Genomic DNA, 22,892 nt, shown 5'->3' with positions numbered 1-22,892 from the left:
AGGCAATACCCAAATGACAGCTTAGTCTGGCAGATTCATCTTTTACTCATTTATCCATGGTCAGCACAGAAAAACGGCGCAACCCCGCACTATTCATCGCTATCCTGCTACTGCATTTGTGCGTGCTGTTGATAATCGACTTACCAGTGCAAGACATCCCCAAAAACACACGTAGCGCTACCCATTTAGTTTTTTTAAGTACAACTACACCAGTGCCGCCACCTGCCCTACAACACAGCACAACACCAAAGCCAGATCAGAACCAAAAGCCCACCTCCGCCACACCAAAGCCCAAAGCCTCGGATCTCATAATCGAAAATAAAAACAATTCACCTGTAGCTAATTCTGCACCTGCACCTGCTCCTGTCGCAGCCGAACCTATCACACCAACAAGCACTACACCGAGCGCACTTCCGCTTGATCGCGACGTCAAACGCTTAACCCAGCAATTAGAAAGAGAACTACGTTTCGACAAACAAAAAGAAGAAGCCGCGAAACCGCCCAATCAAATCGCACGTGAATACTGGGAAAAACAAAACCATCCCTACAAGGATAAATGGGAAGAGCTCGCCCATAAGATCGAACAAGCAGGCGTACCTCGCGACCCCAAAGTAGAAACCTTCAAAGCACAGGATGGTACGCAAATTACCAAGGTAGGCAATCGCTGCTACAAATCACCCGATCCTGGACGCACTTATCTACATCAACCGGAAGTGCGTCAGGTGATTTGTACGCGCTAACCTTTAACATTACTTATTCTACTAATTTACAAATTCTTCTAAGTTGGCTACTCTTCCAAGGTCTGCAACAAATACAACTTCTGATACAGACCATTTTCTATCGCCATCAGGGCTGTATGATCTCCCTGTTCTACGAGTCTTCCATGATTCAGCACAATGATTTGATCGGCATCGCGTATCGTTGACAGTCGATGCGCGATGGCTACTACCGTGACGCTGCCGCGCAAATCATTTAACGCCAGTTGTACGATTTGCTCCGTCTCGCTATCGATATGGGATGTTGCTTCATCTAAAAATAGAATTTTCGGTTTCCCTGCCAAGGCACGTGCGATGGCCATCAGTTGTTTTTGACCGGTAGACAGTTTGGCGCCACCTTCGCCTAAAGGCGTCAGATAACCATGTTCTAATTGCAGAATAAAATCATGGGCCCGTGCCGCTTTGCCTGCGGCAATAATATCGGCCTCACTAATATCACGCCCCATCGCAATATTTTCGCGTGCATTTGCGGCAAGCAAAAAAGGTTCTTGCGGTACCAAGCCAACGCTGGCGCGGAAATGCTCATCACTGAGCTCGGCCAAATCCAAACCATCTACTAAGATCTTGCCACTCTGTGCCGTGTAAAAGCGCAACAACAAACTTAATAAAGTCGATTTACCGCTGCCAGTATGACCAACGATGCCATAGAAACCACCTGCGGGTATAGTCAAATCGATGTCGTGCAAAACAACTTGAGCTGGGTCGTAGCCAAAGCACACTTTTTCTAGATGTAATGCGCCCTGCGTAATTTCCGCTGCGTTGTCTTCAGTTGGTGCTGTCGCTTCCTGCAACAAGGTATTCACTCGCGCCGCCGATACAATCGCCTGCTGAATTTGACCAAACTGCAAAGTAATTTGTATCAATGGATCGACTACTCTAGCGATGTAACTGACAAAAGCGTACAAAATACCCACTTCTAAACCGGAGAAATTACGCTGCCCAAAAACGAAGATCACGACTACCAGCAATAAGGAATTCAACAAATCGAGTGCTGGGCGTAGCAACCAAGCATTCGCGCGTAATTCATCGATTCGCGCTGCATAATGTTTTTGATTCGTAGCTTCAAAACGCTCGCCAAAACCACGCTCCGCATTACAGGCTTGCAGGGCACTCATGCCATTAATACTCTCGGCAACTTGCGCATTGATTTCGCTACGCATTTGGCGAGCACGAGTGACCGCGGGTGCGCTCCAACGCTGATAAAACCAAACGATCACCACAACCGCGGGCACCAGCATCAAGACAATCAACATCAAACGCCAATCTAACCATGCCATCGCAATCAAAGCACCTAGCACGACGATAGAGCTGTCGAGCATGACGAATAGGACTTGCACATAAAGATTTTTAACTGCCTCGGTATCATTGGTGACGCGACTGACCAATTGCCCCGTGATGGCTTTATCGAAGAATGCCATAGGCAAACGCAACACGTGGGCATACACTTGTTCGCGCAGACGACGCACAGAACGCATCGCCACACCCGCCAGACGCGACAATTGTAAATAGCGCAGCCAAGTCGCTAACCAACCCGTCAGTACAAATAACAGCAGCAAACCCGCCATCATCCACATATCGTTATTACGTGGCAGTAGATAATGGTCGATGAAGGCTTTACCTAAAATCGGGCCGACCGCCTCTAAGCCTGATGCGAGAAATAAAAATACGATACCCAACACGACATGACGCTTTTCTGGCTGTGCAGCTTGCAGCAAGAGCTGTACCGCAAGTTTTTTTTCTGATGCTACTGGTTTCATTGTGCTGATCTTTACATTCTATTTCACAGGTGGCTTCAAAAATTAAGCGGCTTCAAGTGCAGCTTCTAATTGTTGGTATTTCCACTGACTCGCATACCAGCCATCAAGTTCCAATAACTGTTGGTGCGTACCTTGCTCAACCAAAGCACCTTCTCGCAACACAATAATATGGTCGGCTTCGGCAACCGCACTCAGGCGATGGCTGACGATAATCGCACTGCGCTCGGGTCGTAAAGCTCTGAGCTCGGCCAAATGGCGCAAGATGCGGGTTTCGGTATCGGTATCGACGGCTGACAAGGCATCGTCTAATAACAGCAAAGGACTTTCAGTCAACAAAGCACGAGCGATCGCAACCCGTTGTTTTTGACCACCCGATAAGGTCACGCCACGCTCTCCAACTGGAGTATCGTAGCCTTCGGGGAAACGTAAAATATCGTCATGAATCGCCGCCAGATCAGCGGCGTGCATAATTTGCTCACGGGTCGCTAGCGGGTTCGATAAAGCAATATTGTCGGCAATCGACGCGGAGAACAAAAATGGCTCCTGCGCCACCCAATTGATCGCATTACGTAAGCGTTCTAGTGGATAAGCTTTCAAATGATGCCCACCCCAAATCATTTGTCCTTGCGCCGTTTCAAACTGACGCAGTAAGAGTCTGATCACCGTCGATTTACCCGCACCAGTAGGTCCAACAATACCTAAGGTTTGCCCTGAAGCCAGAGAAAAACTCAGCTTTTTTAATGCCAAATTAGTTTGCGCCGGATAAGAAAAACTGACCTCGTCGAAACGCAACTCGCCAAGCGGATCTTGCTTCACTTGCCCTAAATCCTGTATCACCAAATCAGCTTCTAACACAGGGCGTAGTCGCCCCCACGCCGCTTTACCGCGCTCCAACAAAGACAACACCCAGCCCGCGGCGAACATAGGCCAGATTAATTGACCTAAATACATACTAAATGCGGTCAAGTTACCGATAGTCATTTCGTTCTGCCACACGAGATAAGCGCCGACACCTAAGGTCAATGCGCCTGCCGCCGTCAAAGTCACGCCCACCGCAGGCTCATACGCAGCTTCCCAGCGTTGTGAACTTAAACTGGCAGCCGCAGCGTCTTCCGCCAATTGGGCGAACTGGGCAGCGCTACGCTGTTCCAGTCCCAACACACGCAAAGTACGTACACCGGAGATGGTTTCTTGCACATGATCATTGAGCTTACTAAATCGCTCTAAAGAATCTTTGGACGCATCGTGTACATGATGGGTAATGTACTTAAATGCCCACGCCATAAATGGAAATGGCAATAAAGTGGCGATGGCTAAACGCCAATCCACGCCTAGCGTCATCATGCTGATCACAAGCACAAAAGTCATCAAACCATCAAAGCCCGCCAAAGCCGCTTCACCTGCTGCCAGCTCTATCGCATCAGCGTCATTCGTGCCGAGCGCCATCAAATCGCCAGTGCGTTGCTGTTGAAAAAAAGCGGGGCCTTGCAAACTCAGGCGTTGATACAAACGCAAACGCAATTGCGCACCCAATTTATAAGACGCTGCAAATAACTGTAAACGCCAACCCACTCGTAAAAAATAAATGGCGACGCCCATCATGACTACTGTCGCCAGTTCCCACACCAAAGCCTCACCCGCGACATTTTGCGCCACCATGGCATCAATGATGTGACCAATCTTGCGAGGAATCAAAACCGTGAATGTCGCGACTAGGAATAACATCACAGCAGCTGCGACATAGGCACGCCAGTGTTGGCGGATAAATTGGGCTAGGAGTTGGTACAGGGTCATGCTGCTACTTTCAAATTAAATCCAAGCAAAAATTTGTTCACTGTCATACCAGGCTTGATCCCAATGGTGTCCGGAGTAATTTTCTTGACTTTTCAGTTTGCACAGTTCTACTCCTTCCCCCTCAAGGGGAAGGAATTGATCGCTCAAATCACTCTCACGACAAACTGCGAAAGTTCAATTCAAATTCCGGCATAACAAGACTTACTTCAACATATTCCACAAAAACGAATAAGTGATAGCGCTCATATCCGCACGTTGCGCGTTGTTGGCTGCGCCACCGTGACCGCCTTCAATATTCTCGTAGTACCAGACATTTTGATGGCCTTGCTCCAGCATTTTCGCTGCCATCTTGCGGGCATGGCCTGGATGTACGCGATCATCACGAGTTGAGGTGATAAACAAGACATTCGGATATTTCACTTCCGCTTTGACGTTATGGTAAGGCGAATATTGTTTGATGTAATCCCATTCTGCAGGCACGTCAGGATTACCATACTCGCCCATCCACGAAGCTCCTGCCAGTAATTTGTTATAGCGCTGCATATCGAGCAAAGGCACTTGACTCACGACTGCATTAAACAAATCAGGGCGCTGCGTCAATGCGACGCCGGCTAACAAACCGCCATTACTACCGCCCATCGCCCCCAAATGTTTAGGTGTCGTGATTTTGCTGCTGATCAAATCTTCCGCAACTGCCGCGAAATCATCATAAGCACGTTGACGATTCTGTTTCAATGCCGCTTGATGCCAGCGCGGACCATATTCGCCACCACCACGGATATTTGCGACTACATACACACCGCCTTTTTCCAACCATGCTTTACCAATGCCACCTGAATAAGAAGGCGTTAAGGAAACCTGAAAACCGCCATAACCGTAGAGCAAAGTAGGATTATTTCCGTCGAGCTTAATATCTTTTCTATGCACCATGAAGTAAGGGATTTTGCTACCATCTTTCGAGGTCGCAAAGCGCTGTACGGTCTGATACGGACTCGCATCGAAGAAGCTAGGGGCTGACTTCAATAATTCACGTTGATCACTACCCGCTTTGGCTAATTGCAAAACGCTAGGGGTCAAATAATCAGAATAATTCAACAAATATTCATCGGATTTATCGGCGTCTAAGGGGCTGATACCAACCGCACCCATAGTCGGCAAATCGACATTACGCGCCTCCCATTTACCCTTGCTAAATTTCAATTCAACTAGCTTGCTCTTTACATCTTGCAGCAACTGCATCAACAAGAAATTCTTAGTTGAAGCTAAGCCGGTAAAGGACACATTTTCTGTCGGTTGAAACAAGACCGTGAAATTGCGATCGCCTTTTAAGAAACTTTCAAAATCTATCGTCAGCACACTGCCTTGCGGATAAGTTTTACCACCTGTTGTCCAAGTTTCGTTTGGAGTCACGATGAGTTGCTTACCAAAGAATTCGTAACCAGTCCGTGCAGGCAAATCAAGTTTTTGTAATTTACTACCGCGCATTAAAAATACTTCGGAGGTGTAAAAAGTCACCGCACGATTCACGATCTCGTGCGTGATGCCACGATGACTAGCACGCCCTGCGGACACGCTAATATCTTCTTTTTGACCTTCGAAAATCGTCTTCGCAGTAGTGATAGGCGTTCCGCGTGTCCATTCTTTGACTATGCGTGGATAACCAGAATCGGTCAACGATCCAGCGCCGAAATCAGTACCGATAAACAGGGTATTTTTATCGCGCCAAGACACATTCATTTTAGCTTCTGGCAAAGCAAAACCATCTTTTACAAACTGCTTAGTCTTCAAATCAAATTCGCGTATCGTCACTGCGTCTGCACCACCGCGTGAGAGATTGATAATGCAGCGATCATTTTCTGGCTCGCGACATTGGCTGCCTTTGAAAACCCAATTTTCATTTTCGGCTTTGGCGATAGCATCAATATCCAATACGGTTTCCCACTTTGGTTGCGGCTTGCGATATTCCGCCATGCTGGTTTTGCGCCAGACACCACGCGGATGTTCTGCATCCATCCAGAAGTTGTACACCGCATTACCGATTTTTTGTATACCGGGAATACGATCTTTGGAATCGAGGATCACTTGCAAGTCACTACGTAATTTTAAGAATCCCGCATCACTATCTAATTTTTGCCGCGACTCTTGATTACGTGCTTTGACCCAATCTAAGGCCTTGTCTCCGCCCACATCTTCTAACCATTGATGCTTATCATCGCTCTGCGCCATAGCGCTATTGGCACCGACCAGTAATAAGCTAGCGGCTAATAATCTCATTCTTGTTTTCATAAGTTTTTTTAAAAGGAAATTGATTAAATAAATTTCATTCCAGATAGGAATAAGAAAAGTATAAACGCAAGCGGACTGGTAGAAACAAAATGAAATCAGTAAATTTACTGGCTGCTATTTTCTACTTACTACGCACAGCGACATTATTACGAATCCAGCCCTGCATATCTTGCCAGATTCGGGCGATCTCAGTTGGATTTGGCATATTCAATGCGTGCGGCAATTCTATCGTTAGAACGGGGATTTCTTGATGCATACCACTATAGTTACCTAGCGAGCCGGGATAGACACCGACTCGATTAAAATGCAGCCGCCCGAAACGAGTTGGCGGCTCTGCCGGGCCATCCAAATCAAGTACCCCAAAAGGCGCATGTACAGAAATAATCACATCCGGTTTAAACGACTTAATGGTATTGAAGATCCATTTACTCTCAGGCTCGGATATGGGGGCTTTACCCGGATAGCGGCGCGGGTCGCTCTTGGTTTTAACTTGCCAGTATTGCAGCGCTTCTTTTTCCCAATTGGGCGTTGGAAAATTACGATTCAAATCTACTCCACGCGCATTCACCCGCGTCGCCTTATTAGATTGCGATCCTGCGAGCAATCCGTCTGGATTTACCAGCGGTACGACTTTCCAATGAAATTCTTGGACACCCGTCTTTTGCATAGTTTCTAGCCACTTAAAAACCACGGCAGTCGCAGTCTTTTCATCCCCGTGTATTCCCCCGATCAGCAGTACACGAGTGGCTCGCTTGGCACGTGGATCAGCCGCAAAGTCTCGACTCATTAAAGGCAGTCCTTTAAATGACTTACCGCCACTAGGATTTAATTTACTGAGACGACAATCGTTAAAAGATACTTTGGGTAATCGTGGCGTAATCAGCTTACACCAGTCATTGATCGCTTTGCTTGATGCAGTTGCATTTGCAGCTGGAGTTGCAGTCGGTGATGGAGTGACGTTCTCTGCCTGCACGCATTCAGAAAAAGAAAAGAGCGATGCGCTCGCTAGCAGCATCGCTCCCATCTTATTTCGTCTTTTTCTAGAAAACACAGCAATCCATAATGTGCGTTTTAGAATCAATGAAAATATCCAATCTTATAAATACGCTAGCTTACAAGCCTGCCGCTGCACGCAAGATTTGTGCCTTATCGGTACGCTCCCAAGTGAACTCAGGTTCTTCGCGACCAAAGTGACCGTAAGCCGCTGTCTTTTGATAGATAGGACGTAACAAATCCAACATTTGAATAATGCCACGTGGGCGCAAATCAAAATGCTCGTTGACCAAGGCGGCGAGTTGCTCGTCAGGGATTACGCCTGTGCCTTCGGTATACACCGTCACATTCATAGGACGCGCTACGCCAATCGCATACGCGACTTGAATCTGACACTGTTTTGCCAAACCAGCAGCCACAATATTCTTCGCCACATAACGCGCTGCATAAGCAGCGGAGCGATCCACTTTAGTTGGATCTTTACCAGAGAATGCACCGCCACCATGTGGGCAAGCGCCACCGTAAGTATCGACAATAATTTTACGGCCTGTTAAGCCACAATCGCCTTGCGGGCCACCCACCACAAAACGACCGGTAGGATTGATCAAGAATTTCGTGTCTTTCAACCACTCTGCTGGCAATACTGGACGGATAATTTCTTCAATGATCGCTTCAACAAAAGACGGCTTCATTTTGTTGCCGTCACTTTGATCGGGACTATGCTGCGTCGATAACACCACGGTATCAATGCTATGTGGCTTACCATCGACATAACGCATCGTGACCTGACCTTTGGCATCTGGACGCAAGAATGGCAAACGTCCGTCTTTACGCAATTGTGCTTGGCGCTCAACCAAACGATGCGCATAGTAGATAGGCGCAGGCATGAGTTCTGGGGTTTCATCACACGCATAACCAAACATCAAACCCTGATCGCCAGCGCCGATATTTAAGTGATCGTCAGATGCGTGATCCACACCTTGAGCGATATCATTGGATTGCTTGTCGTACGCAACTAAAACTGCGCAACCTTTGTAATCAATTCCGTATTCAGTATTGTCGTACCCGATACGTTTAATCGTATCGCGCGCGACCTGAATATAATCAACATGAGCATTGGTTGTAATTTCGCCAGCCAAAACGACTAAGCCAGTATTGACTAAAGTCTCAGCAGCAACGCGGGAACGTGGGTCTTGTTCAAAAATCGCATCCAAAATCGCATCAGAAATCTGATCCGCAACTTTGTCTGGGTGACCTTCAGAAACGGATTCTGAGGTAAAGAGAAAATCATTTGCCATCGCAGGCTCCTATAAAAATGTGACGTTAAGTCGCAGTAAGAAAGAGTTCCTGCGACGCTTTAGCGAAATTTATTACCCGCTTCGCAAGTTGTCTGTTTAACTCGGCGGGGGTATCGTTTATGCAACTAAACATAAGCTGAAAATGAGCTAAAAATGAACTCAGATTGCGCGGAGTCATTTCTCTCAGATACCAATATGTGCTATTTTACGCCTCTTACAGGATTCATGTCGAATTGCCTTAGATTTTTGAGGTGTATCAATATGAAAATCTCCATCATTCTTAGTATTTCACCATCATTCCCAGACTCATGCTAATTCGTCTGTTCCGTTTTTTATCGGTCTTCCCTCTTCCATTTTTACACTTTATCGGTGTTGCGCTCGGCTACCTGGTGTATGCCTTATCGCCCCAATATCGCAAGCGTATGCGTAGCAATATGGCGCTGGCTGGCTACGAAAACAAATTGGGTATCGCGTTGCGCGAAGCAGGCAAAAATATTATGGAATTGCCCTTAATCTGGCTAGGCAAGCCTGAGCGACTGGCCGCCAAAGTGACTTTAGAAAATTGGGCCATCGCGCAAGCAGCAATCGACGCAAAAAAAGGCGTGATCTTTTTGACGCCTCATTTAGGCTGCTTTGAATTGTCGGGTAAATCTATCGCCCTGCGCACCAAAATGACAGTGTTATATCGCCCACCTAAAAAAGAAGCTTTAAAACCTTTGCTGGAAGATGCGCGCGCATCGAGCGGTATGTTGTTAGCACCGGCCAATCTTTCTGGTGTTAGAGCTTTAGCCAAGGCCTTAAAAAAAGGCGAAGCAATCGGCTTATTGCCGGATCAGGTGCCGCAAGAAGGCGAAGGTGTGTGGGCTGATTTTTTTGGCAAACCCGCCTACACCATGACGTTATCTGCCAAGCTAGCTGCGATGACAGGCGCGCCTATCATTTTGACTTATGCTGAACGCCTACCTTTTGGACGTGGCTTTATACAACGCTTTGTCCCATTTGAAGAGTCTTTAGATGGGGATGCTGCACAACAGGCACGAGCGATTAATAGCGCCATGGAAAAACTGATTGCCAATGCACCGAGCCAATATTTCTGGAGCTATCATCGCTACAAAAAACCCGATGGCGTAGCCGGTCCTGATCTTACTCAAGCACAGGAAAACACATGAGATTTGCGCTAATCCTGATGTGGCTGCTGCACTGGTTGCCGCTGCCGATCTTGGCTCGTATTGGTGAAGGTCTAGGCAGCCTATTATTTTTAACATTACGCCGCCGCCGTCATATTTGCCTGACCAATTTACGTTTATGTTTTCCTGATATGCCTGAGGCTGAGCGAGTCAAAATCACGCGCCGTCATTTTCAGGTTTATGTGCGTAGCGTTTTAGAACGTGGCATTTTGTGGTGGTCTTCCGAACAACGTTTACGCAAACTCATTCATGTCAACTACAGCATGCCTATGACGGAGATGGTGAGTAGTCCGACCATCTTCATGTGCCCCCATTTTGTGAGTCTCGACGTAGCAGGCGTCGCGGTCATGCTGGAATCTTCTTTGTGTTCTATCTACACCACACAGCGCAACAAAACCTTTGATAAAGCATTACGTCAAGGTCGTTCGCGCTTCCGTCCCGTTAAATTATTTTCGCGCGCAGAAGGTGTGAAACCTATCATCCGCGCCATGCGCGACAATCTGCCATTTTTCATGCTGCCGGATATGGATTTTGGCCGTAAAGATGCCGAATTCGTCCCCTTCTTCGGCATACCTGCGGCAACCTTAACCGCGCTCCCAAGAATCGCAGCGGCTACCCATGCCAAGGTAATTCCAGTAATCGCCAGCATACGTCCGGGCTACGATGGTTGGGATGTGAAGTTTGACCAGCCGTGGACCGATTATCCGCATGAGGATATTGTTAGTTCCACCCGTCATATGAATGCGTATATCGAAACAGAAATTCTGAAGATGCCCGCAGAATATTTTTGGACACACCGTCGCTTTAAGACTCGCCCCGAAGGTGAAGCCAATGTATACAAAGAGTCAAAGAAAAATTTTCAGGATACTCATCAATAAAGAATATGGCACTCGCTAGCGCCATAAGCTAAGCTAAGTCTAACTACATTAAGACAGTTTTTCATACTGACTCGTCACAATATCCATTTGCTGCAAAATGCGCTCGCTGGTGGTCGCGACCGTGGTGGCGTATTGTTGGCGCATGCGAAGATCAGGCGCTTGCCGAATGGCGTGATCAAAAAATAACCACTGTTGTTGAGCGAATGTAAGCTCAGTTTGGATAGCTTTCGTATTATTTGGATTGGCCTCTAATGAGCGCATATTATAGTTAAATTCTTTACGTGCTGCTTCTAAGGCACTGGCGGTGTCAGCACCTGCCACTTCCCAATGTATAGCTTGGTACATTTTAGCCATGCGCTGCGATAACATGCGTTGGCGACCAGAGATATTCACTAGACTGCCTGTTTTGGAGTTCGCGTATTTTTCTAACTGTTGAGTGACATGGTCTGTCATTTCTAAAAGCACATCGCTAAACCGTAAAATCTGTTTGGCATCAGCCACATTTGGTGCTTTACCCAACAATAAGTCTTTATACGCAATCCAAGTTTTATCAATATTCAACACCGCCGCTTTGATGTCCGCACTGGTGGAAAAATTCTTCAACTCAATCAATTGACGGTCAAATAAAGATAGTGAAGTATCGAGTATTTTCTTGGACGATTCCAAATTAACGTTCATGCCAATTTGTAGATAAGCTTTCGCCATACGCTGCGATAACATGCGCTGCCGCCCTGCTTTGTTAATGGCGTCATTTACGTTAGTTATCTGCGCGTAAGATACTGATGCGTAGCTCCAGCCTACACTGGCAAGTAAGGCGGCTTTTAAGATGTCTCGGCGATTCATACCCACTCCCGGAAGATGAGAGTGCATAGTAAAACCAGCGTATGGCGCAAGCTATCCGTCGATAGAACTACGAGCGTAAGATTTTAGAGCTAGGGATTACAACAGATATCGAACAGAAAATTTGCTACTGCGTAGCGTTGGAGCTATCTACATCTACGCAGTATACAGAAACGAAACAGAGGAAAGGAGAAGCCTAACTTATACCGCTGGCAGTAATTCGACTTCGCCCTCTAACAAAGTATTCGCTGGTAGCACGTCCATGGTTTTCAACTTTTCATAAATCGGCGTGAAATCAGGTGCAGTGCCATCGAATAGTTGTTGATAACTATCAATAACGAAGTAAGTTTCTTGATACGAATCAATCTTGTATAAAGTCCGTAAACAACGCTCGATATCTAAACGGATATGGCGCGATTTTGTGCCCGGGGTCAGGCAATATTCAACTTCGCCACCCGAAGACAAAATGCCCGCGCCGTAAATACGAATACCTTCTGGCGTATTGATCAAACCAAATTCCACGGTGTACCAATACAAACGCGCCAACTCATCTAAACCGCCCAACTTCATCGCCTTCAAGCCACCCTGTCCATAGCGCTGCATATAATCGGCAAACACTGGATTAAACAGCAAAGGCACGTGACCGAAGAAGTCGTGAAACACATCAGGTTCAACGATGTAATTGAATTCTTCAGGCTTACGCAACCATACTGTGACTGGGAAACGGCGGTTCGCCAAGTGATCAAAGAACGTTAATTCTGGAATTAAACCGGGAACCGCAACTATGGTCCAACCGGTGGCGGCAAATAAGGCTTTTGAGGTTTTTTCGAATTGAGGAATGCCGGCACTGATATCCATCTTTGCTAAGGCTTCGATAAATTCGTCACAAGCCCGGCCAGGTAAAAGCGCCGCTTGTCGCTGATACAGTTTGCGCCACAACTCGTGTTCTTCTTCTGTATAAGCCGCCCAGTCTTGTTGCACGACGTAGTGCGCATCCATATGTTGATAGTCGCCGCGCAAAGCAGCGCCACTGGATTTTTCAGCAACGGTCGCTAAAAAATCTTCATTTGAAACTGAAGTATCCATGCTCACCTCCAAAATTCATCTCCAAAAAAAAGCTAACGAGTCGTTAGCTTTTTTTATTTTTTATGCAGCTATCATATGACTAATTGGTCGATTGATTAGTCGATTAATTAGTCAATTAATTGCACAGTCAATTACGCTGGTGTTTTGCTATCGTCTTTCAAAACGCCACGACGTATTTGATCTAATTCGATTGATTCAAACAGAGCGCGGAAATTACCTTCGCCAAAACCTTGGTCGCCTTTGCGTTGGATGATTTCAAAGAAGATAGGACCGATGACGGTGGTTGTGAAAATTTGCAATAGCAATTCACGTGTCGTCTCTGTGCTCTTACCATCGATCAATACACGCAATTTACGCAAGGCTTCCACATCTTCACCATGACCAGGCAAACGACGATCGACCAAGTCGTAATAAGTGTCTATCGTATCTTGGAAAGAAACGCCTGCTGCTTTCATATCCGCGACTGTTTGATACACATTGTCGGTACCCATTGCAATATGTTGTACGCCTTCGCCATGATACAGATCAAGGTATTCAGAGATTTGAGATTTATCGTCGGAAGACTCGTTGATAGGAATGCGAATTTTGCCGCAAGGAGACGTCATGGCTTTGGATTTCAAACCAGTCAATTTACCGGCGATATCGAAGTAACGAATTTCGCGGAAATTAAATAAGGTTTCATAGAAATCAGACCACTCAGCCATACGGCCACGATGTACGTTATGCGTGAGGTGATCGATGTAAGTCAGACCATGTCCCACAGGATTTGGATCAACGCCAGGGATCGCCACGAAATCGGCATCGTAAATACTGATATTGCCGATCGCGCCTTTCTCCGCGCCATCTTTACCTTGCCAACGGTCAACGAAATAAATCAAGGAATCGCCAATACCTTTGATCGCAGGAATATTCAATTCCATTGGGCCAGTTTGATTATCAAAACCCCATGCACCTAATTCCAAGGCGCGCTTATAGGCAAAATTGGCATCTTTAACGCGAATCGCGAATGCACAAACAGAGGGGCCATGCTTACGAGCGAAACGCTGTGCAAAAGAATTTGGCTCAGCGTTGATGATGAAGTTGACGTCGCCTTGGCGATATAAAGTGACATTCTTAGTGCGATGTTTTGCAATCGCGGTAAAACCCATTTCAATAAACAATTTTTCAAGTTCTTTTGGTTCTGGTGCTGCATATTCGATAAATTCGAAGCCATCAGTTCCCATCGGGTTTTCCCAAGTTTGGAATGTCATTTTTTATCTCCAGGTTAAAAGTTTGGTCAGACTTTGGATCGCGTCCGATGTCATTCCGGCTGTCTACGCAGATAGAAATGAGCAATCCTTGCGCCAAATCAATCAGCAAGTATAAAGCCTGTATTACGCCATAAAATTCCAAATTACTGCACAAATTCAAATATTTAAGCAATAATATTGCCAGTAAAAATAACTATAGAGCAGAATATGCCTCAAATTACACTAGACAAAATTGACCGTAAAATTCTGGCGATTTTACAAGTCGATGGCCGACTTACGAATCAGGAAGTCGCGGAAAGAGTCAATCTTTCGCCCTCACCTTGCTTACGTCGTATTAAAAGACTAGAAGACGCAGGGGTAATTCGCAAGTATGTAGCGCTAGTAGAAGCAGAAAAAATTGGTTTAGGTTTGCTGGCTTATATCAATGTACGCCTAGACAAACACACTGACACGCCAGCCAAAGGCAGCACTCGCTCACCACGTATAGATTTTGCTGCGGCGGTAGAGCAATGGCCAGAAGTCGTGGCTTGCTACGCGATGACGGGTGATATGGACTATTTATTGCGAGTCCGAGTCGAAGATATGAACCATTTTTCACGTTTTATGATGGACACTTTATTAAAGCATCCTGCAGTACTCGATGTGAAATCGAGCTTCGCTTTACAACAAATTAAAGATACGACGGCATTGCCTGTGGGTGGTGCTTAACTGGTTAAGCTAACTAGTTGAGCTAACTGGTTACCTCGGCTATCGTAACGAGATCCCTTAAAGGCGATCTCGTCTCAATTCTTCCAGCTTTCTTCCCGCTGAAGGAACTACTTTGCCGGCGATACATTTACCGCTGGAACCTGCACTTGCTGGATCGCACTACGACGACCATCAGCCAATACGGTCAACACTTTTACCACAACGGGCTGTGTTGGACTTGCTTTGAAGCTAACAGGCTTTCGATAGTGCAATACATTAGTGTCCGGTGCGCTGCCATCTAAGCTCAAATACATTTTGCTTCCAGCAACCGGTGCTTTGAGTGTCAATGTGGCTTGGTCGTTTTGCACAGTGATCTGGTCTAACCCTTGAGGACGTGGAATCCGATAAGCGATTTTTTGCGCGCTGAGACGAGGGTAATGAGTCACAATCCTTTGTTCAAAATCATCAAATCGACGCTGCTCCTGCGCCGACCAAGCCACTTCAGCCATCGCTAAAATACGCGGGAACACCATGTATTCAACTTTTTCCGAAGTACGTAAATATTCAGTCCACACATTAGCCTGCACTCCACGAATCCGGCTCTGCTCGGCAGCAGTGAGTATCTTAGGCACCGGATTATATGAATACACTTTTGCCATACTGATTTCACCGCCGAGTTGCCACAACTCTTGCTCTTTAGGCCCTTGCCCTGCATCAAAATAACACCATGAGGTCGGACTCATAATCACATCATGCCCCTCCTTGGCGGCAGCAATACCTCCCTCCTCGCCACGCCAAGACATGACAGTTGCGTTTGGTGCCAGACCACCTTCCAAGATTTCATCCCAGCCGATTAAACGTTTACCTTTGCTATTAATGAACTTCTCTACCCGACGAATAAAATAGCTTTGCAATTCCTCTTCATTTTTCAAACCTTCACGTCGCATCACTTCTTGCGCCAAAGGACTCGCTTTCCAACGAGTTTTCGGGGCTTCGTCGCCACCTATATGCAAATAAGGAGAAGGAAAAAGGGCTATCACTTCGGTAAGGACATTTTCTAAAAAAGTAAACGTCTGTTCGCTAGGACAATAAATGTCTTCAAAAATACCCCAATTAGTTCCCACCTCAAATGGCCCTGGTGTGCATGCCAATTCAGGATAAGCGGCCAGCGCGGCAAGCGAATGTCCGGGTAACTCTATCTCTGGTACGACATCAATATGTTTATTCCGGGCATAAGCCACTACTTCTTTAATTTGCTCTTGGGTGTAGTAACCACCATAGGGTTCACCATCGCCTATATACGGTTGGTAGTTTCTATCCTTGGTAGTTTGTTTGCGATAACCGCCGATCTCGGTTAATTTGGGATATCGCTTAATCTCTATGCGCCAGCCTTGATCTTCGGTCAGATGCCAATGAAAGGTATTGAGTTTGTAGACAGCCATCTGATCTAGCAATTTTTTAATGAATTCAACACTGAACATATGACGCCCAACATCCAGATGCATACCTCGCCAAGCAAAGCGTGGTTGATCTTGTATCTGAGCTAGAGGTAATTGCACTACAGGTTGTCGCTGTAAAGGCAGTAACTGCAATAGACTTTGCAAAGCATAAAACTGTCCGCGCTCGCTTCCAATTAATTCAACTGTATTGGCTTGAATATTGAGTTGATAAGATTCATCTGTAATCGCTGCATCTTTGGGAGTGCGAAATACGATGAGGTTTTTGTCCATCTTAGTTGGCAAACCTTGATGCAAGGTGAGCTGCCAAGCTTGCGTTGATGCTAGGGCGGCAATCAATAATTTTGCATTCGACTGTGAAGCCAGATCAGCCGCATAGATTTTTACTTTTGAATCTAATTTGAATACCCCTTGCTGGCTCACTATTTTCTGCGGTAAAGGAATAATAGGGAGAGCATTTGGCGTGGTCGCCGCATTTGCCTGAGGACTAAAAACCAACTGACATAAACCCAACCATAAAGCACTACCCAAAACGAAGACACTGCGTGACATAAACATGCTCCTTAGGTGATTCAAAATAGTGATGCAACAATAGTGAAAAACTAATAGTCATAAAGCGTCATGACGATACCACTAGCTCAATCTTGCTTTATACAATTAAGGAAAGAAAAATAGACCAAGAGACGATAACCAAGCACTGTATGTTTTTCAATCTTTTCATCAGAATTGCACAATGTTTAGTCTATGCACTAAACAAGATTCTCCAGCAACACATCTCGCCATTACACTTCAAACATGTTATAGCGCAGTTGTTAAATGACAATAAGTGAATTCATTACCTTGCTAATTCCTTTCTAGTAAAATTGAAAACACCAGCACATCATTTCCACTGTTGTCGATTTCGACTAAACCCAGAATACGCTGCGAATTATTTAGTATTGACCTTATGACTCATTCCTCACTTGAGCTGATAGCAGCCATTCTATTTGCCATCGCTTTACTTCATACCTTCGCGACCAAACAGTTCGAACGTCTGGCACATCGCTATCCGAAACATGCAGGTTTATTTCATCTGTTAGGTGAAGTTGAAGTGGTATTTGGCTTTTGGGCGCTCGTTTTAATTTTTTGTATGGCGGCACTAGTCGGTGGGGAAAATGCGCTGCACTATGCCGAATCGAGACAATATACCGAGCCTTTATTTGTCTTCGTAGTGATGGTCATTGCCGCCTCGCGTCCGATACTTCAACTTGTCATGAACTCGGTCGGATTTATTGCGCGCCTGATTCCTTTGCGCACCTCATTGGTGAGTGCTTGGCTAGGTTTAGCCGTGGTGCCCTTGCTGGGATCAATCATCACTGAGCCAGCCGCGATGACCATTGCCGCTTTGGTCTTAGCACCACAAGTGTTCCGAACTGACGTTCCTGAACGCGTCAAATATTTAGCGCTAGGGGCGCTCTTTGTGAATATTTCCATCGGTGGCACATTGACTGCATTTGCCGCACCACCGGTCTTAATGATAGCGTCGGCATGGCAATGGGATTCCCTCTATATGCTGACCACATTTGGTTGGAAAGCGGCCGTTGCAGTCTTGATCAATGCCACCATTGCGGTAGTCGTACTCAGCAAACATTTACAGCCACAAACGTCACGTGCCAATCCAGAGCAACAAAAAACTGTTCCTATTCTATTGAGCATAGTGCATATCGCATTTCTCGTAGGCGTAGTCAGCTTTGCCCATCATCCTGTCGCCTTCCTTGGCTTATTCTTGATGTTCTTAGGTGTCGCACAGGCTTACGAACGCCATCAAAATCCACTCATCATCAAAGAGGCATTATTAGTCGCTTTTTTTCTCGCTGGGCTGGTGGTACTAGGAGGCATGCAGCAATGGTGGTTACAGCCCTTAGTATCGACCATGTCACCCAAAATCTTGTATTTTGGTGCGACGGCTTTAACTGCCGTCACGGATAATGCGGCGCTTACTTATCTAGGTTCATTAATCGCGGGCATCTCCGACGAAGCCAAATACAGTCTGGTCGCGGGTGCAGTCACTGGTGGTGGTTTAACGATGATAGCGAATGCGCCCAATCCCGCTGGTGTCGCTTTATTAAAACGAGGCTTCGCCGATGCCTCGATAGGTGCAGGAAGTTTATTCCTTGGCGCTCTGATACCGACCTTGGTCGCCATACTCGCCTTCACTTGTTTGTGATGTCTAGTAAGCAAAATCCGCAGAATTCCTTGAATCATTGCTCACCAGCGGCACTAACGTTTGCCACAAAGGGAATTGCCTGAGCAGGCTATTAGCGGGCAGTTTTTTTGCCCGCTATGCTACGTTATATTACGCTATGTTATTAAGTTTAAAGCTACTTAATTCTTGGGCTCGCGCTTCAATAACTCTTCAATGGTAACGCCTACTTCCGCTTCACCGCCAAATGCGGTACCAGTCTTTTTCACTTTGTAGTTCACCATGGTGTGGCGGTAATCTTTCATTGACAAGGGAATGTACTTCACTTGTTTAGAGATCGCATCCGCATGATTCAAATAATAATCAACAAAAGCGCGCACTTCAGGACGCTCATCCGCTTTCACATTCACATAAATAAACAAGGGACGAGCCAAAGGTTTATAGCTGGCATCAATCACCGTTTTAACGGAAGGCAATACCGCAGTTTTGCCATCTTTTTGCACGATTGCAGCGGCTTTCAATTTCTTACTATTTTCTGAATAATAAGCAAAACCCAAATAGGCCAAGGCATTCACATCGCGTGACACTGCTTGCACGATCACGTTGTCATCTTCTGAAGTGGTAAAGTCTGTGCGACTCAATTTTGCTTTGCCATTAATCGCTTCGGTAAAATAATCAAAAGTACCTGAATCAGCACCCGGACCAATTAATTTAATGGGTGCTTTTGGCCACGCAGGATTGACTTGATCCCAAGTCGTAATCACACCTTGCGCTGCCGGCTCCCAGATTTTTTTCAGTTCATCCAGAGTGATTTTACTCAGAAATTTATTCTTAGGATTTATAACGACGGTGATCGCATCAAAGGCGACCGGTAGCTCCATGTAGTACACGCCGTTCTTGGCACACTCCGCCATCTCTTTTTTCAAGATAGGGCGAGATGCATCTGAGATATCAGTTTCACCCTTACAGAATTTTTTAAAGCCACCGCCTGTACCAGCGATACCAATAGTGAATTTCACCGCACTATTTTTTTCACGGAAGCTTTCAGCCACCGCTTCGGTGATCGGAAATACGGTGCTAGAGCCGTCAATTTTGATCGTTGCAGGTGCTAACACAACGGGAGCAGAAGCTGGTGTCTGCGCTTTGCTCATCGCTGGATACACCGTAACAAATCCCGCCAACATCAACATACTTAAAGTAGCGAATCGTTTTTTTTGCGCTAAAGATTTCATGTCATTTCCTAATATTTCAAATCATTGTTATGTCAACCACGATGGTGCTACCAATACCCTTGCTCAACGCTCTGCGATCACGCTAGGATCAGGCGTCAAGCCATAGCCCAAGCGCACTATCTCGACCATCATTTGCGCGATACGATCACTGGTGGAGGAAATATTGCGTAAATCTTCCGCTCGGAAATTGGGTGAACTTAAAGCCTTGTCATAAAAAATCCATTGTTGCTGTGCCAAATTTAAACGCTCTTTTAAGGCCTTATCTGAATTCGCTTCTTCCGCCAACAAATTCATACCATTTAAAAACTCAATCCGAGATTGCGCTAAATCGACTTGCAAGCCCTGCTTAGCTTGCATGTTTTTATCCATAGATCTCAATAAGACAATTTTTGCCATACGTTGCGCTAGCGACGCCTGACGTAACGCCAGACCGGTGATGCGAGAGGTGGTGTCGTTCGTTTCTGATTCGATGGCAAAAGACAAAAAATTCATCTTGATTAAAAGATCTTCATTCACGTCATACAACCCGGCCGCGGTCTTGGCGGTGAGGCGCGGCAATGATTCGACTTGATCATTTAAAGCACTGTTAACGCGATTAAATGCCTTGCCAGTTTTTTCAGTTTTCATTTGCTTAGAAAGATCTTTGCGAAAGCGCGCAATATTTTCTAATGACCGACTGCGTTCAACTTCGGTATGCCCATTCAAAATGCCCAAGGCCATCTGCAAACTCAGCTTATAACTGCGCTCAGATTCCAAGCGAAACATCCCCGCAGTCAACAATGCGGGTTGATTCAAATTTGATCCGGGTGCCTGCACAGGACGGTAGTCAGCGCTTGCCGCGGTACCGCACAAGAATAAAGAGGCGATTACTAATTTGAGTGATTTTGTGGACATCATTTTCTCTATCATCTGTAGGCTCATTCGATTTTTCATCAGACAAATAATTAAACTTGCCTTAAGTTTTTTTGTTATCGAATTGTAGTGAGCGCGTATGACGAGATGATTACAAGAGTAATGATTCCTGCATCGGTGTTGAATATCCGTTTTGTAAACCGCTTAGTAGGAAGGTGCCATACCAAGACGACAGCTCAGCGAACTGAGTGTCGCTTCACAAGCAGGTCTTGACTTAAGAACCAATGATTTCAATACTTTGACGGATCGCCGTGATACGAGCGATGCGGATGGCTTCTGCAATTTTCTGTGCAGGAAATTTATCCGAAGAGGAATGAGAAGAGTTTGAGTTCGGCGAAGTTTGCGTTGAGTCTGCTGATTTTTGCATCACTTGCTGTGCAATCAATCCAGCATCCACCGCCTGTGCCGCAGCCAGCACGCGCCCTAGGTAAGCCTTTTGTGGAAATTGTATATTCTCTAGTCCTGCACGCCCAAAACAATCGCATTCGGCCGCTTTGAGCATATCTAAAAAACGTTGTGGCTTACGAAATGCGTCATTACGCTCTAGCATGTCTTGCAAACTAGCCGGACGCATTTCTTGTGAACGTCCGACGTTGCCATGGTCACGCGCCGTCATAATGGCAAGATCACGACATTCTGTTGGCACTTTCAAGCGTGCGCACAGTGCTTTCACTAACTCAACACCGCGTTCTTCATGTCCATGATGACGTGGCCATTGTTCAGGATCGCTAGTACCTTTGCCTAGATCATGCAGTAAGGCAGCAAAACGAATCGGCAAAGAATATCCTTGTTGAGCGGCATAATCGACTACCAGCATAACGTGTGCACCAGTATCGATTTCAGGGTGATGCTTAGCTGGTTGTGGTACACCCCACAGCGCTGCTAGCTCTGGCATCAAGCGTTGCAAAGCGCCACACTCGCGCAAAACTTCAAACATACGTGAAGGCTTCGCTTCCATCAATCCACGCGACACCTCCTGCCAAACTCGTTCGGGCACCAAGGCATCAACCTCACCCGCTGCCACCATTTTCTGCATGAGCGTCATCGTTTCTGGCGCCACCGAAAATGCATTCGGCTCTTGCGAAAAACGCGCCGCAAACCGCGCTAATCTCAAAATACGAACCGGATCTTCTTCAAACGCAGACGATACATGACGAAATACTCTGGCCTGCAAATCTGCCTGCCCGTTAAATGGATCGATCAATTGACCTTGATCATCCTGTGCAATCGCATTAATCGTCAAATCACGACGAATTAAATCCTGCTCCAAAGTAACGTTAGCATCGGTATGAAACACAAAACCCTTATACCCAGCCGCCGTCTTACGCTCTGTGCGCGCTAAAGCGTATTCTTCATGCGTTTTAGGATGCAAAAAAACTGGGAAATCTTTGCCGACTGGAGTGTAACCCAAGTCCAGCATCTGCTGTGGCGTCGCCCCAACCACAACGTAATCACGATCTTGCACGGGGAAACCCAAGAGCTCATCGCGCACTGCCCCGCCAACCACATAAGTCTTCATATTCAAACTAAGGAAAATCGAATTTCGGAAGATCATCTTTTTCGTCTATCGCGCCATGTACCCATTGCGCGACTGCGGGATGACTTTCTATGCGTTCACAATAGGCTTGCAAAGCCGGCGCCAAGGAAACGCCATAGGTTTTAAAACGCATCACGACCGGTGCGAAAAACGCATCGGCAATCGAAAAATCACCAAATAAAAACCGATGTGCGCCGTAAGTGGATAAGCAATCTTCCCAAATCTCACTAATGCGGCCGATATCTGCCTGTGACCCAGCGGTACGTCCTTTCCCCGGAAAATTAGCCCGTATATTCATAGGCATGGCGCTACGCAATGCGCTAAACCCGGAATGCATTTCAGCGCAGACGCTACGTGCAGTAGCGCGCGCTGCAACACTCTCTGGCCATAGATTCAGCAAGGGATATTGTTCCGCCAAATACTCACAAATCGCTAACGAATCCCAAATCACTAAATCATCACCGAGGAAAACGGGCACTCTCCCCGATAGCGAATATTCAGAAATTTTTTGAGTCGTGTCTGGGCGATCCAACAATATTTTGATTTCTTCAAATGGGATGCCAAAAGTTTTTAATACCAACCAAGGTCGCATCGACCAGGACGAGTAGTTTTTATTTCCTATCACCAAGCGATAATTGCTTTTTCTGAGCAAGCCATGCAAAGGTGCCAGGGTGGTTTCTAAATCGGTATTGTCCATCATATCCTCCTACTGATGCGCTTATTGATGCGTTTATTGATAC

General features: G+C 46.2%; 18 protein-coding genes. 5 read left to right on the top strand and 13 right to left on the bottom strand.

Going from position 1 to position 22,892, the window contains the following annotated elements:
* Positions 1-56: 56 nt before the first annotated feature.
* Complete coding sequence (locus tag ACFFJH_RS06995; RefSeq protein WP_390211215.1) at positions 57-740, top strand: hypothetical protein; 684 nt, start codon at positions 57-59, stop codon at positions 738-740.
* Between the two features lie 47 nt (positions 741-787).
* Here ACFFJH_RS06995 and ACFFJH_RS06990 read toward each other — a convergent pair whose 3' ends face one another.
* The 5 genes from ACFFJH_RS06990 to metK all read right to left on the bottom strand — a co-directional run bounded on the left by ACFFJH_RS06990 (position 788) and on the right by metK (position 8,904).
* Positions 788-2,533 (bottom strand): ABC transporter ATP-binding protein, encoded by a 1,746-nt coding sequence (locus ACFFJH_RS06990; protein WP_390211214.1) that lies wholly within the window; start codon positions 2,531-2,533, stop codon positions 788-790.
* A gap of 42 nt (positions 2,534-2,575) precedes the next feature.
* Positions 2,576-4,327 carry an ABC transporter ATP-binding protein gene (locus tag ACFFJH_RS06985; protein WP_390211213.1) on the bottom strand — a complete coding sequence of 584 codons (1,752 nt, stop codon included), beginning with the start codon at positions 4,325-4,327 and terminating at the stop codon, positions 2,576-2,578.
* 201 nt (positions 4,328-4,528) lie between these two features.
* The gene (locus tag ACFFJH_RS06980; RefSeq protein ID WP_390211211.1) at positions 4,529-6,601 is read right to left on the bottom strand and encodes a prolyl oligopeptidase family serine peptidase; all 2,073 of its coding nucleotides are present in this window, start codon (positions 6,599-6,601) and stop codon (positions 4,529-4,531) included.
* Between the two features lie 133 nt (positions 6,602-6,734).
* Positions 6,735-7,637, bottom strand: a complete 903-nt coding sequence (locus tag ACFFJH_RS06975; protein ID WP_390211208.1) for a M14 family murein peptide amidase A — start codon at positions 7,635-7,637, stop codon at positions 6,735-6,737.
* A gap of 88 nt (positions 7,638-7,725) precedes the next feature.
* Positions 7,726-8,904 (bottom strand): methionine adenosyltransferase, encoded by a 1,179-nt coding sequence (metK, locus tag ACFFJH_RS06970; RefSeq protein ID WP_390211207.1) that lies wholly within the window; start codon positions 8,902-8,904, stop codon positions 7,726-7,728.
* 308 nt (positions 8,905-9,212) lie between these two features.
* Between metK and ACFFJH_RS06965 the strand changes: the two genes are divergently transcribed.
* Positions 9,213-10,073 carry a lysophospholipid acyltransferase family protein gene (locus ACFFJH_RS06965; RefSeq protein ID WP_390211205.1) on the top strand — a complete coding sequence of 287 codons (861 nt, stop codon included), beginning with the start codon at positions 9,213-9,215 and terminating at the stop codon, positions 10,071-10,073.
* Positions 10,070-10,969, top strand: a complete 900-nt coding sequence (locus ACFFJH_RS06960) for an LpxL/LpxP family acyltransferase (RefSeq protein ID WP_390211204.1) — start codon at positions 10,070-10,072, stop codon at positions 10,967-10,969. Before ACFFJH_RS06965 ends, ACFFJH_RS06960 begins: the two co-directional genes overlap by 4 nt.
* Before the next feature lie 48 nt (positions 10,970-11,017).
* Here ACFFJH_RS06960 and ACFFJH_RS06955 read toward each other — a convergent pair whose 3' ends face one another.
* The 3 genes from ACFFJH_RS06955 to hppD all read right to left on the bottom strand — a co-directional run bounded on the left by ACFFJH_RS06955 (position 11,018) and on the right by hppD (position 14,145).
* On the bottom strand, positions 11,018-11,812 hold the full coding sequence (locus tag ACFFJH_RS06955; protein ID WP_390211202.1) for a type IV pili methyl-accepting chemotaxis transducer N-terminal domain-containing protein: 795 nt from the start codon (positions 11,810-11,812) through the stop codon (positions 11,018-11,020).
* Between the two features lie 198 nt (positions 11,813-12,010).
* On the bottom strand, positions 12,011-12,895 hold the full coding sequence (phhA, locus tag ACFFJH_RS06950) for a phenylalanine 4-monooxygenase (RefSeq protein WP_390211201.1): 885 nt from the start codon (positions 12,893-12,895) through the stop codon (positions 12,011-12,013).
* A 131-nt stretch (positions 12,896-13,026) separates the two neighbouring features.
* Positions 13,027-14,145, bottom strand: coding sequence for a 4-hydroxyphenylpyruvate dioxygenase (gene hppD / locus ACFFJH_RS06945; RefSeq protein ID WP_390211200.1), 1,119 nt, complete (start codon positions 14,143-14,145; stop codon positions 13,027-13,029).
* Between the two features lie 207 nt (positions 14,146-14,352).
* Here hppD and ACFFJH_RS06940 point away from each other — a divergent pair, with 207 nt between their 5' ends.
* A complete protein-coding gene (locus ACFFJH_RS06940; protein ID WP_390211198.1) occupies positions 14,353-14,853 on the top strand; it encodes an Lrp/AsnC family transcriptional regulator in 501 nt (166 codons plus the stop codon).
* A 107-nt stretch (positions 14,854-14,960) separates the two neighbouring features.
* On the opposite strand, the gene ACFFJH_RS06935 is transcribed toward ACFFJH_RS06940, so the two are convergent.
* Positions 14,961-16,841: a beta-N-acetylhexosaminidase gene (locus tag ACFFJH_RS06935; RefSeq protein WP_390211197.1), complete on the bottom strand. Its 1,881-nt coding sequence runs from the start codon at positions 16,839-16,841 to the stop codon at positions 14,961-14,963.
* Between the two features lie 394 nt (positions 16,842-17,235).
* Here ACFFJH_RS06935 and ACFFJH_RS06930 point away from each other — a divergent pair, with 394 nt between their 5' ends.
* Positions 17,236-18,495 carry a putative Na+/H+ antiporter gene (locus ACFFJH_RS06930; protein WP_390211196.1) on the top strand — a complete coding sequence of 420 codons (1,260 nt, stop codon included), beginning with the start codon at positions 17,236-17,238 and terminating at the stop codon, positions 18,493-18,495.
* A 158-nt stretch (positions 18,496-18,653) separates the two neighbouring features.
* Here the strand turns inward: ACFFJH_RS06930 and ACFFJH_RS06925 are convergent, their stop codons facing one another.
* The 4 genes from ACFFJH_RS06925 to ACFFJH_RS06910 all read right to left on the bottom strand — a co-directional run bounded on the left by ACFFJH_RS06925 (position 18,654) and on the right by ACFFJH_RS06910 (position 22,849).
* Positions 18,654-19,703, bottom strand: coding sequence for a PstS family phosphate ABC transporter substrate-binding protein (locus ACFFJH_RS06925; protein WP_390211195.1), 1,050 nt, complete (start codon positions 19,701-19,703; stop codon positions 18,654-18,656).
* A gap of 63 nt (positions 19,704-19,766) precedes the next feature.
* Positions 19,767-20,624: a hypothetical protein gene (locus ACFFJH_RS06920; RefSeq protein ID WP_390211193.1), complete on the bottom strand. Its 858-nt coding sequence runs from the start codon at positions 20,622-20,624 to the stop codon at positions 19,767-19,769.
* A gap of 205 nt (positions 20,625-20,829) precedes the next feature.
* On the bottom strand, positions 20,830-22,134 hold the full coding sequence (locus ACFFJH_RS06915; RefSeq protein ID WP_390211323.1) for a multifunctional CCA addition/repair protein: 1,305 nt from the start codon (positions 22,132-22,134) through the stop codon (positions 20,830-20,832).
* Between the two features lie 7 nt (positions 22,135-22,141).
* Complete coding sequence (locus tag ACFFJH_RS06910) at positions 22,142-22,849, bottom strand: glutathione S-transferase family protein (protein WP_390211322.1); 708 nt, start codon at positions 22,847-22,849, stop codon at positions 22,142-22,144.
* Positions 22,850-22,892: the final 43 nt, after the last annotated feature.

Source organism: Affinundibacterium danionis (genome assembly GCF_042432465.1).
Lineage (GTDB): Bacteria > Pseudomonadota > Gammaproteobacteria > Burkholderiales > Burkholderiaceae_D > Undibacterium > Undibacterium danionis.
The sequence above is the reverse complement of the archived record's forward strand: the minus strand, read 5'-3'. Positions and strand labels throughout refer to the sequence as shown.

What these genes read in the sequence shown, in the direction of transcription:
- hppD (WP_390211200.1), bottom strand. Translation starts at nt 14,145, where the DNA reads ATGACATTCCAAACTTGGGAAAACCCGATGGGAACTGATGGCTTCGAA.
- ACFFJH_RS06965 (WP_390211205.1), top strand. Translation starts at nt 9,213, where the DNA reads ATGCTAATTCGTCTGTTCCGTTTTTTATCGGTCTTCCCTCTTCCATTT.
- ACFFJH_RS06935 (WP_390211197.1), bottom strand. Translation starts at nt 16,841, where the DNA reads ATGTCACGCAGTGTCTTCGTTTTGGGTAGTGCTTTATGGTTGGGTTTA.
- phhA (WP_390211201.1), bottom strand. Translation starts at nt 12,895, where the DNA reads ATGGATACTTCAGTTTCAAATGAAGATTTTTTAGCGACCGTTGCTGAA.
- ACFFJH_RS06955 (WP_390211202.1), bottom strand. Translation starts at nt 11,812, where the DNA reads ATGAATCGCCGAGACATCTTAAAAGCCGCCTTACTTGCCAGTGTAGGC.
- ACFFJH_RS06995 (WP_390211215.1), top strand. Translation starts at nt 57, where the DNA reads ATGGTCAGCACAGAAAAACGGCGCAACCCCGCACTATTCATCGCTATC.
- ACFFJH_RS06960 (WP_390211204.1), top strand. Translation starts at nt 10,070, where the DNA reads ATGAGATTTGCGCTAATCCTGATGTGGCTGCTGCACTGGTTGCCGCTG.
- ACFFJH_RS06975 (WP_390211208.1), bottom strand. Translation starts at nt 7,637, where the DNA reads ATGGGAGCGATGCTGCTAGCGAGCGCATCGCTCTTTTCTTTTTCTGAA.
- ACFFJH_RS06990 (WP_390211214.1), bottom strand. Translation starts at nt 2,533, where the DNA reads ATGAAACCAGTAGCATCAGAAAAAAAACTTGCGGTACAGCTCTTGCTG.
- ACFFJH_RS06985 (WP_390211213.1), bottom strand. Translation starts at nt 4,327, where the DNA reads ATGACCCTGTACCAACTCCTAGCCCAATTTATCCGCCAACACTGGCGT.
- metK (WP_390211207.1), bottom strand. Translation starts at nt 8,904, where the DNA reads ATGGCAAATGATTTTCTCTTTACCTCAGAATCCGTTTCTGAAGGTCAC.
- ACFFJH_RS06920 (WP_390211193.1), bottom strand. Translation starts at nt 20,624, where the DNA reads ATGAGCCTACAGATGATAGAGAAAATGATGTCCACAAAATCACTCAAA.
- ACFFJH_RS06925 (WP_390211195.1), bottom strand. Translation starts at nt 19,703, where the DNA reads ATGAAATCTTTAGCGCAAAAAAAACGATTCGCTACTTTAAGTATGTTG.
- ACFFJH_RS06940 (WP_390211198.1), top strand. Translation starts at nt 14,353, where the DNA reads ATGCCTCAAATTACACTAGACAAAATTGACCGTAAAATTCTGGCGATT.
- ACFFJH_RS06980 (WP_390211211.1), bottom strand. Translation starts at nt 6,601, where the DNA reads ATGAGATTATTAGCCGCTAGCTTATTACTGGTCGGTGCCAATAGCGCT.
- ACFFJH_RS06930 (WP_390211196.1), top strand. Translation starts at nt 17,236, where the DNA reads ATGACTCATTCCTCACTTGAGCTGATAGCAGCCATTCTATTTGCCATC.
- ACFFJH_RS06915 (WP_390211323.1), bottom strand. Translation starts at nt 22,134, where the DNA reads ATGAAGACTTATGTGGTTGGCGGGGCAGTGCGCGATGAGCTCTTGGGT.
- ACFFJH_RS06910 (WP_390211322.1), bottom strand. Translation starts at nt 22,849, where the DNA reads ATGGACAATACCGATTTAGAAACCACCCTGGCACCTTTGCATGGCTTG.